Origin of the sequence: Companilactobacillus jidongensis (assembly GCF_003946575.1) — a bacterium.
GTDB classification, from domain to species: domain Bacteria; phylum Bacillota; class Bacilli; order Lactobacillales; family Lactobacillaceae; genus Companilactobacillus; species Companilactobacillus jidongensis.
In genome coordinates this window covers 73056-89296 of record NZ_RHOP01000001.1, presented here as the reverse complement: position 1 = coordinate 89296, position 16241 = coordinate 73056, and the positions used below count along the sequence as shown (strand labels likewise).

13 protein-coding genes are annotated in these 16241 nt (G+C 37.0%); 8 read left to right on the top strand and 5 right to left on the bottom strand.

Annotated features, from left to right (window positions below; translation table 11 throughout):
- The first annotated feature begins 53 nt into the window (after positions 1-53).
- The 7 genes from uvrB (at position 54) to whiA (ending at position 8765) form a co-directional block, all read left to right on the top strand.
- Positions 54-2063 (top strand): excinuclease ABC subunit UvrB, encoded by a 2010-nt coding sequence (gene uvrB, locus EKM68_RS00385; RefSeq protein ID WP_125587693.1) that lies wholly within the window; start codon positions 54-56, stop codon positions 2061-2063.
- 2 nt (positions 2064-2065) lie between these two features.
- A complete protein-coding gene (uvrA, locus tag EKM68_RS00380; RefSeq protein ID WP_125587692.1) occupies positions 2066-4954 on the top strand; it encodes an excinuclease ABC subunit UvrA in 2889 nt (962 codons plus the stop codon).
- A 123-nt stretch (positions 4955-5077) separates the two neighbouring features.
- Positions 5078-5266, top strand: coding sequence for a helix-turn-helix transcriptional regulator (locus tag EKM68_RS00375; protein ID WP_125587691.1), 189 nt, complete (start codon positions 5078-5080; stop codon positions 5264-5266).
- A gap of 4 nt (positions 5267-5270) precedes the next feature.
- Positions 5271-5798 carry a DUF3278 domain-containing protein gene (locus tag EKM68_RS00370; protein WP_125587690.1) on the top strand — a complete coding sequence of 176 codons (528 nt, stop codon included), beginning with the start codon at positions 5271-5273 and terminating at the stop codon, positions 5796-5798.
- A 99-nt stretch (positions 5799-5897) separates the two neighbouring features.
- Positions 5898-6812: an RNase adapter RapZ gene (rapZ, locus tag EKM68_RS00365; RefSeq protein ID WP_125587689.1), complete on the top strand. Its 915-nt coding sequence runs from the start codon at positions 5898-5900 to the stop codon at positions 6810-6812.
- A complete protein-coding gene (locus EKM68_RS00360) occupies positions 6799-7833 on the top strand; it encodes a gluconeogenesis factor YvcK family protein (protein WP_125587688.1) in 1035 nt (344 codons plus the stop codon). The genes rapZ and EKM68_RS00360 overlap by 14 nt, the downstream gene beginning before the upstream one ends.
- Positions 7833-8765 (top strand): DNA-binding protein WhiA, encoded by a 933-nt coding sequence (gene whiA, locus EKM68_RS00355; protein WP_125587687.1) that lies wholly within the window; start codon positions 7833-7835, stop codon positions 8763-8765. The genes EKM68_RS00360 and whiA overlap by 1 nt, the downstream gene beginning before the upstream one ends.
- 33 nt (positions 8766-8798) lie before the next feature.
- Here the strand turns inward: whiA and EKM68_RS00350 are convergent, their stop codons facing one another.
- The 5 genes from EKM68_RS00350 to EKM68_RS00330 form a co-directional block, all read right to left on the bottom strand.
- On the bottom strand, positions 8799-9437 hold the full coding sequence (locus EKM68_RS00350) for a TetR/AcrR family transcriptional regulator (protein WP_125587686.1): 639 nt from the start codon (positions 9435-9437) through the stop codon (positions 8799-8801).
- Between the two features lie 67 nt (positions 9438-9504).
- Positions 9505-10620 (bottom strand): ABC transporter permease, encoded by a 1116-nt coding sequence (locus tag EKM68_RS00345; protein WP_125587685.1) that lies wholly within the window; start codon positions 10618-10620, stop codon positions 9505-9507.
- Positions 10620-11342, bottom strand: a complete 723-nt coding sequence (locus tag EKM68_RS00340) for an ABC transporter ATP-binding protein (RefSeq protein WP_125587684.1) — start codon at positions 11340-11342, stop codon at positions 10620-10622. Before EKM68_RS00340 ends, EKM68_RS00345 begins: the two co-directional genes overlap by 1 nt.
- 142 nt (positions 11343-11484) lie before the next feature.
- Positions 11485-13200: a glycosyltransferase family protein gene (locus tag EKM68_RS00335; RefSeq protein WP_125587683.1), complete on the bottom strand. Its 1716-nt coding sequence runs from the start codon at positions 13198-13200 to the stop codon at positions 11485-11487.
- Between the two features lie 124 nt (positions 13201-13324).
- The gene (locus EKM68_RS00330; protein WP_125587682.1) at positions 13325-14707 is read right to left on the bottom strand and encodes a DHA2 family efflux MFS transporter permease subunit; all 1383 of its coding nucleotides are present in this window, start codon (positions 14705-14707) and stop codon (positions 13325-13327) included.
- Between the two features lie 416 nt (positions 14708-15123).
- Between EKM68_RS00330 and EKM68_RS00325 the strand changes: the two genes are divergently transcribed.
- Complete coding sequence (locus EKM68_RS00325) at positions 15124-16233, top strand: hypothetical protein (RefSeq protein ID WP_125587681.1); 1110 nt, start codon at positions 15124-15126, stop codon at positions 16231-16233.
- The last annotated feature ends 8 nt before the right edge of the window (positions 16234-16241 follow it).

Sequence of the window (16241 nt, the reverse complement as noted above, 5' to 3'; positions counted from 1 at the left end):
ACATCTAATTCACAGAGTTAGGTGTATTTTTTAGCTTTATGGAGGATGAATTTTTGATAGATAGAGTAGACGATAATAAGTTTGATTTGGTTTCGAAGTATTCACCAGCAGGGGATCAGCAACAAGCAATCGATAAGATTACTAATGATTTTAAGGCTGGCGATAAAGAAGTTATACTTGAGGGAGCAACTGGTACGGGTAAGACTTTTACGATGGCAAATGTTATTAAGAATTTGAATAAACCAACTTTGATTCTTTCACATAACAAGACGTTGGCTGGACAGCTTTATGGGGAATTCAAGGAGTTTTTCCCTAACAATGCAGTTGAGTACTTTGTCAGTTATTATGACTACTATCAGCCGGAGGCGTATGTTCCATCAAGTGATACTTATATCGAGAAGGATTCTAGTATCAATGATGAAATCGATAAGCTTCGTCACTCGGCAACTAGTTCATTGCTTGAACGTAATGACGTTATTGTTGTGGCATCTGTTTCTTGTATCTTTGGTCTAGGTGATCCTAAGGAATATTCTGACAGTATTATTTCACTGCGTGTGGGTCAGGAATTAGGCCGTAATGACTTATTGGAGAAGTTAGTTGATAATCAATTTGAACGCAATGATATTGATTTTCAGCGTGGCCGTTTTCGTGTACGTGGGGATGTTGTGGATATTTTTCCAGCTTCACGTGATGATAACGCTATTCGTGTAGAATTTTTTGGTGATGAGATTGATCGAATTATTGAAATGGATGCTTTGACTGGTGAAATCAAGGGTCAAATGGATCATATCGGTATCTTCCCAGCTACTCACTTTATGATTAGTGATTCAAAGATGGAAGATGCACTTGACCGTATCCAAAAAGAAATGGATACGCAGGTTGCGACATTTACCAAAGAAGGCAAATTGTTAGAGGCTCAACGGATTAAACAACGTACTGAGTATGATATTGAAATGATGCGTGAAATGGGCTACACATCTGGTATCGAGAATTATTCACGTCACATGGAAGGACGTGCCGAAGGTGAACCTCCATTCACGTTGATAGATTTCTTTCCTAAGGACTTCAATATCATGGTCGATGAATCACATGTTACGATGCCGCAAGTTCGTGGTATGTACAATGGTGATCGTGCACGTAAGCAGATGTTAGTTAATTATGGATTCCGTCTGCCTAGTGCATTGGACAACCGCCCTCTGAAGCTAGAAGAATTCGAAAAACATGTTAACCGTATTTTGTATGTTTCAGCTACACCAGGTCCCTACGAAATGGATCGAACTGATCATTTGGCAACACAGATTATTCGTCCAACAGGACTGCTTGATCCTAAGATCGAAGTCCGTCCAATTATGGGACAGATTGATGATTTGGTAGGAGAAATCAACGAACGTGTTGAAAAACATGAGCGTGTCTTCGTAACGACATTGACTAAGAAGATGGCCGAAGATTTAAGTGATTACTTCAAGGATCTTGGAATCAAAGTTAGATATTTGCACAGTGATATCAAAACTTTGGAACGGACTAAGATTATTCGTGACTTACGTTTAGGTAAGTTTGATGTTTTGATAGGTATCAACTTGCTTCGTGAAGGTATCGATGTGCCAGAAGTTTCGTTGATTGCAATTTTGGATGCTGACAAAGAAGGATTCTTACGTTCAGAGCGTTCACTTATCCAAATCATTGGACGTGCATCTCGTAATGAGAATGGTAAAGTTATCATGTATACTGATTCTGTAACTGAATCAATGGAAGGTGCTATTTCTAAGACGAAGCACCGTCGTGAGTTACAGGAGAAGTTTAATGAAGAACATGGCATTACACCTAAGACGATCGTTAAGCCAATTCGTGATGCTATTTCAATGTTCCAAAAGGTCGACAATACTGCTTCTGAATCTGAAAAGATCGATGATGATCTTAAATTCGAAGACATGTCGAAGAAGGAACAAAACGAGTTACTTGGTAACTTACAAGAACAAATGGAAGCCGCTGCTAAGAAACTAGACTTTGAGGCTGCTGCTAATTTGCGTGACACAATTCTAGATTTGAAGGCGGAAATGAAGTAACTATGTTAAATGATAAAATCGTAATTCATGGAGCACGTGCTCACAACTTAAAGAATGTTGATGTCACTATACCCCGTGACAAGTTAGTCGTAATGACAGGATTGTCAGGTTCTGGTAAGAGTTCGCTGGCCTTTGATACTTTGTATGCTGAAGGACAACGTCGTTATGTAGAGAGTTTATCTTCATATGCGCGTCAGTTCTTAGGACAGATGGACAAACCTGACGTTGATTCGATCGATGGGTTAAGTCCTGCTATATCTATCGATCAGAAGACGACTTCAAAGAATCCTCGTTCGACTGTTGGTACTGTTACCGAAATTAATGATTACTTGCGTCTATTATGGGCACGTGTTGGAACACCAATTTGTCCTAATGACGGTACAGTGATCACTAGTCAATCAGCACAACAAATGGTTGATGCTGTTTTGAAATTAGACGAAAAAACAAAATTACAAGTTCTTTCACCGGTTATTCGTGCCAAAAAAGGTCAACATAAAAAGGCTCTTGCTCAGATTCAAAAGCAAGGCTATGTCAGAATTCTTGTTGATGGTGAAATGCATGACATTAGTGAAGACATTGAACTTGATAAAAATAAAAAACACGATATCGATGTTGTTGTTGATAGAATTGTTATCAATGATCATATCAAGTCACGTTTATTTGATTCGGTTGAAGCGGCATTACGTTTGTCAGATGGATATATGAATATAGACGTCATTGGCAAAGATACAATGGTTTTTTCGGAAAAGAATGCTTGTCCATTATGTGGTTTCACTGTTGGTGAACTTGAACCACGTTTGTTCTCATTTAATGCACCATTTGGCGCATGTGCTAACTGTGATGGTTTGGGAATTAAGCTAGAAGTTGATATTGATTTGGTCGTTCCTGATCAATCTAAGACTCTGGCTGAGGGAGCAATTCTTCCTTGGAATCCTATTAGTTCACAATACTATCCACAAATGCTTGAACAAGCTTGTAAAGAATTCAAAATTGATATGAATACGCCATTTGAAAAATTATCAGATCATGATAAGAACCTTGTTCTCAATGGTTCTGACGGTAAGAATTTCCACTTCCACTATGAGAATGACTTCGGTAATGTGCGTGATGTTGATGTTCCGTTTGAAGGTGTAATTCCTAATATCAATCGTCGTTACCACGAAACAAACAGTGACTTTACACGTGAAGTTATGCGTAAGTATATGACTGAACTTACTTGCCCTGTTTGTCATGGTAAGAGATTGAATCGTCAAGCTTTGTCTGTCAAAGTTGGAGGACAAGATATTGCGGAAGTATCAAATCTATCAATCAAGAAAGAATTACCATTTTTCGATGGCATTACTTTGGGTGAACAAAATACTGTAATTGCTAAGCCGATTTTGAAAGAAGTTAAAGATCGTCTATCATTCCTGATTAACGTTGGATTGGATTATTTGACTTTGTCACGTTCTGCCGGAACACTATCTGGTGGTGAGGCTCAACGTATTCGTTTGGCTACACAGATTGGTTCTAACTTGTCAGGAGTTATGTACATTCTTGATGAGCCTTCCATTGGGTTGCATCAACGTGACAACAATCGTTTGATCAGTTCATTGAAGAAAATGCGTGATCTTGGTAATACCTTGATCGTTGTTGAGCACGACGAGGATACAATGTTGGCTGCAGATTACTTGATTGATGTTGGCCCTGGTGCAGGTGAAAAAGGTGGTCAAATTGTGGCCGCTGGAACACCTAAGCAAGTTATGCGTAGTGCTAAGTCATTAACTGGACAATATTTGTCGGGTAAGAAGTTCATTAAGGTACCACTTGAACGTAAAGATGGCAGTGGTGATTTCGTTGAAGTGTTTGGTGCTGAAGAGAATAACCTGAAAAAAATCGATGTTAAGTTCCCATTAGGTAAGTTCATTTCCGTTACTGGTGTTTCCGGTTCTGGAAAATCCACTTTAGTTAATACAATTCTTAAGCGTGCTTTGGCACAAAAGATGAATCGTAATTCACACAAGCCTGGTAAGTACAAAAAAATCACTGGTTATGAAAAACTCGAAAAGATGATTGCCATTGACCAGAGTCCAATTGGACGTACACCTCGAAGTAATCCTGCTACGTATACGGGTGTTTTTGATGATATTCGTGATTTGTTTGCTCAAACAAATGAGGCCAAACTTCGTGGATATAAAAAGGGCAGATTCTCATTTAATGTCAAGGGTGGACGTTGTGAAAATTGTCATGGTGATGGAATTATTAAGATTGAAATGAACTTTTTGCCGGATGTCTATGTGCCTTGTGAGGTTTGTCATGGTACAAGATATAATTCAGAAACACTTGAAGTTACATACAAAGGTAAGAATATCGCCGAAGTTTTGGATATGAAGGTTGAAGATGCACTTGAATTTTTCAACAATATTCCAAAGATTAGAAGAAAACTTCAAACAATTGTTGATGTTGGCCTTGGCTATGTCTCAATGGGACAATCAGCTACACAATTATCTGGTGGTGAGGCTCAACGTATGAAGCTTGCTTCAGAATTGTATAAGAAATCAGCTGGTCAGAATTTCTATATTCTTGATGAACCTACAACTGGATTACACACGGATGACATCAAGCGTTTGTTAGGAGTCCTTCAACGCTTAGTTGATGAAGGTAATACAGTGTTAGTTATCGAACACAATCTGGATGTTATCAAATCGTCTGATTGGGTCATTGACCTTGGACCTGAAGGTGGAGAAGGCGGCGGGCAAGTTGTCGCTACTGGTACACCTGAGGAAATATGTGAAGTGAAAGAAAGCTACACTGGTCAATATTTGAAGCCGATTTTGGAACGTGATACTAAACGAACACTTGATGCTGAAAAGAAATCTGAGAAGAAAACTACTAGCAAATCTAAAAAATGATATTTAACTCGACCTTCATTGGTCGGGTTTTTTTGTGTTCAAATATGTCATATATATTTGACATTGTTTGTATACGTTATATACTTAAGGTGTCAAATATATATGACATAAAAGGCAGGATTTATGAATCGAGTAAAAGAATATCGCACGGGATTGAAGATTTCGCAAATTAAATTAGCTTCAGAAATAGGAGTTGCACGTCAAACAATAAATATGATTGAAAATAACAAGTACAATCCATCATTGGACTTGTGCATCAAATTAGCAAAAGCTCTGGGGACCGATCTGAATCAACTATTCTGGGAGGAATAAAGTTATGAAAACTAGGGAATCCTTTTCAACTAAGTTTATCAAATATTTTTACGGGATCGATGGAGAATTAGATGAGTATCGTCGTAGTGAATTGAATCGTATTGGTAATAATGCATACATGATATTGTTCTATTATTTATTAGTTTCGACAATTGTAGTGGAGTTAGTTGGCAGAAATAATTTCCAATCTTTACAAAATTATTTGTTTTTCAATCTTTTATTCCTGATGCTCGGTAGTGGAATGTATACCGTCATTGCAATTCACAAGTTGAAGTTAAATATTACTGATGTATCGGCCATGAATTACAAAGATGTTAGAAGGATGATTTTGAAGCGAGATATTCGTCGAACCGTTATATGTACGATGATTTATTGTATTTTCTATGCTGTGGGTATGCATAAGGATGGTGTTGATTTGATGTCATTTTTAGTTTCCTTGGATATGCTAATGACTGCAAGTATATTTGCGACAATTTTTGGATTCTTTTCTTTAGTTATTGATTACTCACATTTAAGAAGATATCGTGATTAAAATTATTAACTTGGCTAATGATAGTCAAGCTTTTTTATTGCCTAAAAATGACACACCAGGCACGTTGTGGTATGATTATATCCGAATGCGAGGTGCACTATGTCAAAAGACATGCAAAGTTTGGTAATCGTAACCGGTATGAGTGGTGCTGGTAAGACTGTAGCAATGCAATCTTTCGAAGATCTGGGATATTTCTGTATTGATAATATGCCACCAAATCTTCTACCTAAGTTCTGGGAATTAGTTCATGAATCTGGAACAATCAAAAAAGTCGCACTAGTTGTGGATATTCGTTCACGTGCGTTTTATGATGAGATTTTTTCGATGATTTCTCAAATGGATGAAGATGAACAAGAAAAACAACAAAAAGTTGATATGAGGATTCTATTTCTGAACGCCTCTGATGAAGAATTAGTTTCACGTTACAAAGAGACTCGTCGTAGCCATCCTTTGGCTATGGAAGGTCGTCTGCTTGATGGCATTCACAAGGAACGTGAGTTACTTTCAGAAATCAGAAGTCGTGCGCAAGTTGAGATTGATACGACTGATTTAACTCCAAGACAGCTTCGTGAAGAAATATTTGATAATTTCCAAGAGAGTTCAGGTACGCCAACATTTCATATTGAAGTTATGTCATTCGGCTTCAAATATGGTTTACCAATTGATGCCGACATTGTCATGGATGTCAGATTCCTGAAGAATCCATTTTATGTGGACAGTCTTAAGACCAAGACGGGCATGGATAAGCCAGTATATGATTATGTAATGGATGATCCAGTAACTGAGAATTTTTATAGTAAATTAGCTGATTTATTAAAAGACATTATTCCTGGATATGAAAAGGAAGGCAAAACTAGTTTAACGATTGCTATCGGCTGTACTGGTGGACAACATCGTTCAGTTGCTATTGCACAAAGGTTAGGCACAGATTTAAAAGATAACTATTACGTTGATATCACACATCGTGATATGGAAAAATCTCAAAAGAAGGTAATTGAACATGCCAACAAATAGGATAGTTCGTGTTGTTAAGGGACGCCGTCCAAAGGTTGTTGTTATAGGTGGGGGAACTGGATTACCAGTTGTATTAAATAGTTTGAGAAACAAGGATGCTGATATCACAGCTATCGTGACCGTTGCCGATGATGGCGGTTCGTCCGGTGTATTGAGAGATTACATCAACGTCGTACCACCTGGGGATATTCGTAACGTTCTAGCATCACTATCAGATTTGCCAAAAGTTGATTTGGATGTTTTTCAGTATCGTTTCAATAGTGATGATGACTTCTTTTCCGGTCATGCGATTGGAAACTTAATTATCGCTGCATTGTCAGAAATGTCACCTAATATCTTTGACGCTGTTCAAGAACTATCTAAGATGATGCGTATTGATGGTCGGGTATTTCCTGCCAGCAATACTAAATTAACGCTGAATGCAGAGTTCACAGATGGAACAACATTGTCAGGTGAACACGAAATAACTCACTCCGGTAAACACGTGAAACGTGTTTGGGTGACTAATTCGGATAATCCTGATGAAACACCTAAGTCACTGTTACCAGTCGTTGCATCGATTATGCAGGCTGATGTCGTGGTGCTTGGACCAGGTAGTTTGTTCACAAGTATTCTACCTAACTTAATGATCAGTGATCTTGGTGAAGCAGTTCGTCAGACACCCGCTGAGGTAGTGTATATCTGTAATATTATGACTCAGATCGGTGAAACAGAAGGTTTTACAGATGCTGATCATGTTAGCGTTTTGAATGAGCATTTAGGTGGTAATTACATCGACACAGTTTTGGTCAATACTCGAGAAGTGCCAGATGGTTACATGGATCATAAAAAATACGATGAGTATGTCAGTCAGGTAAAGCCCGACTTCAAAGCATTGCGAGATATGGGATGTCGAGTAATTCAAGACGACTTTTTATCTTTACACGATAATGGAGCCTTTCATGATGGTAAAAAAATTGGTCGTGAAGTTTTGAATTTATCATTTCAATCTGGAAATAGAAAAAATGAGGTGAGACACTAGTGGCTTCTTACGCAAGTGAAGTAAAAAAGGAACTCACTAGTTTAGAAGTTCATCCCGAACATGCACGTGTTGAATTATCAGCCTTGCTGAGAATGAATGGTTCGTTGAGTTTACAGAATCATCATTTTGTTTTGACAGCGCAAACGGAGAATCCTGCGATTGCTCGTAGGATTTTTTCACTCATTAAATTGCGTTACGGGATGGAATCAGAACTATTGGTTCGTAAAAAAATGAAATTAAAAAAGAACAATCAATATCTTGTTCGCTTAAAATATGATACTGAAAAGGTCCTAAAAGACCTAGGTATCTTAGATGATACGGGATTGTCGATCAATACTGATGTACCTGAAGATATCCTTGATGAAGATCAACGCATGCGTTCATATCTTCGGGGAGCATTCTTGGCTACTGGTAGTGTTAATAATCCCGAGACATCCAGATATCATTTGGAGATTTATTCACTCTATGAAACCCACAACGATGGCATTGCTCAAATGATGAATCATTTTAATTTGAATGCTAGAGTTACACAACGTCGTAATGGCTATATTGTTTATCTGAAGGAAGCAGAGAAAATTGCGGACTTCTTACAAGTTGTTGGAGCAACTAATGCCATGCTGAAGTTTGAAGACATTCGGATCGTCCGTGATATGCGTAATTCTGTTAATCGACTGGTCAATTGCGAGAATGCCAATATTAATAAAACCGTTGCAGCAGCTGAACGTCAAGTTGAGAATATCAAGCATCTTCAAAGCACGATTGGTTTGGATTCATTACCTGTTAAATTACGTGAAATTGCTGTCTTAAGATTAGAGAATCCGGAAGTTTCTTTGAAGGAATTAGGTGATATGGTGCCAAGTGGTGCTATATCTAAGTCTGGTATCAATCACCGACTACGAAAATTGAATCAAATGGCTGAAGAAGCCGTATAAAAAATCGAAACCTCATTATGAGATTTCGATTTTTTATTTTGCAATAGCGTGCATAATTAAATCTACCATTTGTTCTAAGTCATGTTCCTCATCTTCAATTGAGTTAGGGACTAGATATTGTTGGAAGAAGTAGGGAATGAATTGTCCAACAATGGTTCTGATGATTCCACTCAAGTCGAGATCATCGCGAACTTCATTACTTGATTCGAGTTTATTAACAATAGTGGTTTTAACCACAGGAACAGATTTTTCAAAAATTTCAAAGAATAAATCTCTAACCGTTTGGTTTATCATCATTTCCGATAGTAAGATAATTGCTGCATCTGAATTATCTTTTAGAAACTTATAGCGGTCTCTTACCACAAAGTTTACCCATTCTTCGAGATTATGATATTTATTCATACCACTTAAAAATTGATCACGATAGTTTGGGACCATGTTTTCGATAATAGGTTTGATGATCGTGATAAGTAGATCCTGTTTTGTTTTGAAATATTTAAAAATTGTTGCTTGGCTGACACCTGCCTTTTTGGCAATGTCTGCGGTCGGGGTTCCATGATAACCATTCTTGGAGAATAATTCTAATCCCGCCAGCAAAACAGCTTTTTTCCCATGAGGTATTTTTTGACTGGTAATCCAATCACGATAGTTTGCAAAAATATTGGACTCCATATTTATATCTCCTTTTATTCAGAAAAAAGAGATAAATAGATAACTGTTTATCTCCATTCTATTTTTTTTAGACTTTACGATAACGTTTTAAACCAACGACATTTAGGAATGTTAGTACGAGTAAGATTCCTAATAGGACAAGGATGTCAGGCCATAATGAAAGAATACCTGTTCCTTGCATGATGATGGCAGATACGGCATCACCAGAGTACTTGATGGGAATGATATATGAGATATCACTGACCCAATGTGCCATTGAATCCAATGGGATGATTCCTGAGAAGAACACTTGGGGAATAACCACGATAGGAATGAATTGCATCATTTGGAATTCAGATTTAGCAAAGGTGGATAGCAGGATACCAAATGCCAAAGCAACCAATGATAGTATTAGGTTTATGAAGATAACCGAGATGATATTACCCTTGACCTCGATTCCCAGTAACCAAACAGTCGTTAAAACAATAATAATAGTTTGAACGATTGCTAAGATACCGTAACTTAGCATGTAACCATAGACGATTTCAGAACGTTTAACAGGTGTTGCCAGTAATCTATCAAGTGTTCCACTGGTACGTTCTTTGAGAAGTGCCATACCTGAAATTAGGAATACGAAGAAGAAGACGAAGAATCCCATTAGAACTGGTAGAATTTTATCGAAGAATCCAGTGTCTTTATCACCATAAACATAATGGTTGTGAATTTTTGGTGTGGAGACATTTGATGAAGCACTAGGTGCAGTTTGACCGGTTAATTTTGCTAGAGCTGTTGTAGTCGTAACCAATTGGTTCTTCATGGTGCTGACATTCGTTTTTGTTAATGAAGCACTGAAGACTTGTTTCACTGCAGCTGTTTTTGTAGAATCAGTATTTGCATATGTTAGATCATAATTATTGCCTTTCTTTTGGATGATTGCATCGACCTTTTCATCCTTTAAAGCTTTTTTGGCAGATTTCTTTGTACTGTACTTGTGTACATCGACGTGTTTGGTACTGCCGATATTACTATTCAGTGAAGTAGGTAAGTCGACTGTTGCAACGTCGACATTTGTTGATGAATTAGAGTTAAAAATAAAACTCATTAATAATAGGATAATTACCGGTGCTACGAACATTAAGGCTAATGTTCTTTTATCTCTTAAGAGTTCTTTTAGAACTCGCTTCATAATTGCAATTGAACGCATTATTGTACACCTTCCGCTTTTAAGAATACGTCTTCGATTGAATCGACGTTATATTGCATCTTTAGTACATCTGGTTGATTGAATGCCATTACTTGACCATCAAGTAATAAAGCAACACGATCACATAATTCCGCTTCATCCATAACGTGAGTAGTAATCAGTATGCTACGACCTTCATTATGAATTTTACCAAGTTCAGCCCAGATCTGTCTACGTAATGCTGGGTCGATACCAACTGTTGGTTCATCTAGAATCAGCAATCTTGGATTACCTAACAAGGCGATTGATAACGATAAACGTCTCATCATCCCACCAGAGTAACCACTGACACGTTTGTCCAGATCTTTAGTTAAGTCAACGACTTGAGCAACATGTTTTATTTCTCTTTTTAATTCAGATGGTGATAAACCCTTCATCTGACCATAGAACGCTAAGTTCTCTCTACCAGATAAGGCATCATATAAGGCATCTGTTTGTGCCATATATCCAATATTTGCTAACAAGTTACGGTTAGGCATTGTCTCACCGAAGACTGTGGCAGATCCTCCGTCAACAACTTCCATCCCTAAGGTTGTTTTGATAACAGTCGATTTACCAGCACCAGAAGGCCCGATCAATCCCACAATTTCACCGGATAAGACGTTCATGTTCACGTCTTTAAGAACGGTTTGTTTGCCGAACTTTTTAACAAGATGTTGCAAGTTAATGATTGAAGTTTGCATTTGATTATCTCCTCTTAAAAAACTGTAATTATGAGTGATTAGTTACTCACCTTTCAAAAATAATAATGGCATCATCAGATTTTTTGTCAACAATTTTTGTAAAAAAAAATCAAATCCTCAAAAAGAGAATTTGATTTAGTGATTAAACGTGGAATTTGTCATAGATAAGATAGCCAGTTAAAGTTATAAATAAAATGACTGAAATCCAGATCATGTATGGATAAGAATGGGGATAAGAACTAAAAATGGAAATGCTGGCGGTCTTGATATTTTTCTTGATATGAATGGTTAGGAATCCTTTATTATCAGTTGTCCAGCTGGTGGCTTTGCCATTCACAGTTACTTCATAGTTCAATGATGAATAACCCATGATCGGTAATTCAATATTGCCAGACTTGATGTTATTACCCTTGTAGGTAACACAATTGGTGGATGAATCAGTTTTAGTTAATGGAATTTGATGCTTTACTTGTGTTGCCCAATGATGAGTTAACTTGTTTTGAATATCATTTGCTAACAATTGTCCGTTACTGTTGGGCTCAAGCTCAATTTGGTCAGGTGCATAATCTGGTATCAACGTCCGTTGAATAGTCTCACTGTTGATACCGTCTGAAGTTAATTTAACATCATCATTTAGTCCAACGGTCTTGGTTGATGTTGCTGTGACGGTAGCCAAGTCCTTACCGTGATTATAAATATAATTACTAGTGACTTGAGTTGCCGCAGAGATTGAGAGGATGGATAGCAAGATTAAAATATATTGACTAGTGTGTTCTTTGAAGTTTTCCAGCAATAATATTATGGGAATAACGCCAAGAAACAGTGCAAAACGCCAGCTTGATTCTTGAAAATTATTGATGATAGGAATGTGATTGAAGATTGCCCAGGGTGTCATATCAGTACTTAAAACAATTAACAACGCTTCGATCAAGAGCCAAGGAGCTAGACGCTTGATTTTCTTTTTATCGAATCCAACAAAAACAATTAGCATAATGATTAATGACAAAGTAGAAAAGGCTACTCGTGCGTTCCATTTTGAATTAGTAAACAAGAGTGTTATTGGATCGGCAATAATGTTTCCTTTGCCAAATGGTGCTAACAAGCCTGACTTAGAAATTGTCATGATGCGGTAGATTACTGGTAGGCACAAAACCACGGCGAGTATTCCAGCGACAATCACATTGAGCCAAGGCATAATCGTACGATTCTTGATGGATTTAACAATCAAGAATATGCCCGCAACCATCGATAAGACGATGGCACTTAACAAGTGCGAATTAATAACGATTGTCATCAACAATCCCAATTTAATTGCTAGAGTGTAGTTTAATTCTTTACTCTCGATAACATCCTTAAAAGTAAATAGGAGTGGAAAGGCGAATGCGAGAACGATGGCCGTTCCAGGTTGAAATTCAGTTGTGATGTCACGAAGTACAGCACCAGAATACGTGAAGATAAGTGCAGCCATACTTGAATTGAAACTGTTATAGCGTTTGTTTAATGATAAAAATGTCACAATGTATGTTAATGCAGCAATAAGAACTTTGATCGCAATTACCTGATGAATTGGTGACAACATATCAGTTATGAAGACAAAGGGCCAGAGTGTGAAGTCAGGATACATCCCATTAACGGCTTGTCCAGCTGAAAAAAAAGTATTGAAGTTCAACCAACCTGGTAGGTTTCCATTTAAGAATGCTTGCCTGATTTCGTAGACCCGTTGGGTGTGAAAAAAGGTATCACTTCCTGAAATCAAATAGTTGAAGTGAAATTGCCAAATCATCCAGCCAAGTAGGGTAATAAAAAATAGCAAAATCACCGAAATGGTTTTTTTGTTAATACGGTTTTGAGTGTTCATAAAATCCCCCATAATTAATAATCCAGGAATTAATTATACTTCTAATACAAAAAAACTGCGACCAGATGGTTGCAGTTTTTTGTATGTCTTCCACAGCAAGTTCAATCAATTTTTAACGTAGGTGTTAGTCCTTCTGATTCTTAATAAGCAATGCAAAGATAAATCCAATAATTGCCATTGCACAGAAGAAACCGAAGACGTAGTGATAACCGATCAATCCGAGGTTAGCTGATAATCCATGGTTCTGGTTCGCAGTTACCAGAATCAAAGTAGCTAGTGAGACGCCAAGTGATCCAAGTAATTGACGAACGGTTGTGATAATAGCTGTACCATGTGGAATCAAATTCTCAGGTAATGAGTTACCACCAAGAGTTGTTGCTGGCATCATGACGAAAGCATTACCACCTTCGATTAGCATAGCAATCAAGATCATTGGCCAAATTCTGAGTTTCATATTCAAAAAGAATAAGAGAACCCAACCGACGACAATCATCGACATACCAGAGATCAATGTTTTTTTGAAACCAATCTTGTCAGCTAAGTTACCAGTTAGTGGATTCAAAATACTTAGTAGAATAGCCGGTGGCACTAAAGCTAAACCGGATACTAATACTGAGGTATGCAGGATGTTTTGATAATACAGTGGATAAATAATCGTAACAACAATCAATGAAATGTATGAAAATCCTGTTAGTAAGACTGATAAGTCAAAGTTGAAGTTCTTCATAACTTTTAAGTCTAACAATGGTTCGTCCTTAGTCAATTGACGGTGGATAAATAATACTGACAGAATCAAACTGACAATTAGTAGGATCATCAAGTTAGTTGATAATTTGTGCTCACTACCAGCTTGATTGACTACATATAATAAGCCAATTATTCCTAATAAGTAGACGATCGACAAACTATCGAGTTTTACTTTGTGACGAGGCATAACGTCTTTTATGTAGATTAAACCAGTAATGAAGATAACGATCATTATCAATAAGAAGATCACGAATAGTCCTTGCCATTGTAAGAAGTTCAATACGATACCAGAGATAATAGGACCAGATGCAAGGGCGGAACCCATGACTAACCCAGCGAATCCCATCGTAGTACCACGTTTTTCTTCAGGAGTGATAGTCATAAGAACCGATTGAAATGATGGGAAGAGAATCCCAACTCCGATTGCTTCCAAGGCTCTACCGAGCATCGCCATAGCGAAGTTCTGTGCCAAGATAATGATCAGAGTACCGACCGCGAATATTCCAACAACTCCTAGAAATATTTTTTTGAATGAAATATTGTTTAAGAGCCAGGGACTGATCGGCATCATGATACTCATGATCAACATGAAACCAGTTGTTAACCATTGGATAGTTGGAGCATTTACTCCGAAGAACTTCATTAATGTTGGATAGGCAGTTGAAAGTGATGACTGACTGATCGACATGGTGAATGTTCCGGATAATAAAGTAATGATGAATAATTTACGTTTTAGTGCGTTATTAATTGTACTGTCCATATATTTAACCTCCAGAGATTAGGATAAACTTATTTGAAGTTTTCGTCTATGGACATTAGGTAGACTTAAAATTGATGAATAGGCATAATAATCTTAAAAAATATCACAAATTTATATTTTTGTATCAATAATATATTATATATAATATATCATGATATATTATTATCACTTATATTAGAATTTTATAGTTTATTTCTAATTAAGTGAGCAAAAAAGCCATAAATATTAACTAAAAAAAGATAATGCCCATATTTATCAATAATGGGTATTATCTTTTTTATACATTTAAAAACTAAATATCATAACATATAAAATATCATATATTGTAAAGCTTTATTATAAAATATGGATTAATCAATAATAACATACATTGTATACTTGTTTGTGAAGAAAATATTATATTTGGAGGTTAAATTATGAAAAGGGGAAGAGCAACTAAGTTAGGGTTAGTTACTTTATTTTCTACCTTGGCGTTAGGAACATTTGTTGTACAGAATAATACTGAGGTCAATGCTGCACCGTTAGGTACCGAATTGCAGTATTACTTGAATGATCCTACACCAGAACCATCTAAGTTCTTAAATATATGGAATTCTAATGGTTATGATCTACAACCAGATCCCGTCTATAATGTTCAAGTTAATGATGCTACCAAGACAATCTATACAGATGCTGCACGTTCAGTTTGGTCAGTTGTCGGTGGAGTCTTTGATGCGCCACATTACAGATGGTATAAGTCAGATGATGGCAAAACTTGGAGTGAAGTTCCTGAATGGCAAAATGGTCACAGAAAGAATATGCCGATCAATGCCAGTGAAGAGGGAACAACTTGGTATCAACTGGATACACAGTATTGGAATTATTTAACAGGTTGGTTAGCTAAAACACATATTTATTCAAACATCACACAAGTCAATGCTCTAGCTACTAGTATCGATGCTGATTCTGTGAGTGTATCAACCGAGAGCGACTATATTTACAACATCAGTGATGAATTGATGAATGTAACTTATGCACATGCAACTGTTAATCCAACCAATGCAACTGGAACAATCAAATGGTCAACCAACAGACCAGAATTAATAACTATCGACAAAAATACTGGTAAAATCACTGCTAATTCAAAAGGTGTAAGTGGAACTGCCTCAGTTATTGCGACATATACCGGCTCAACTGAAGATAATGTTAAAACGGTTGTTGGCCGTTCACAGGTAACAGTTGGTGGTGGCTTAATTAACCAAGTCGCCAAAGCTGATGATACTGCTACCTTTAAACTACAAGGTAACACTGATGATTTCTATGGTTACTGGGATGATAACAATATTTCGGTTGAGTGGTATTCAAAACAAGCTAGTCAAAAGGATAATAAAGAGAAATTGCTAGGTTCTACACATAATCTTTATTACACAACTAATCCGGTATCAAAAACAGATAACGGTAATTTATACAGAGCAAAGATAATTATGCGCAAGGGTACTAAAAAAGTTACTTTAACTACAAATTGGGCAATACTGACAGTCAAATAGGGGGATTC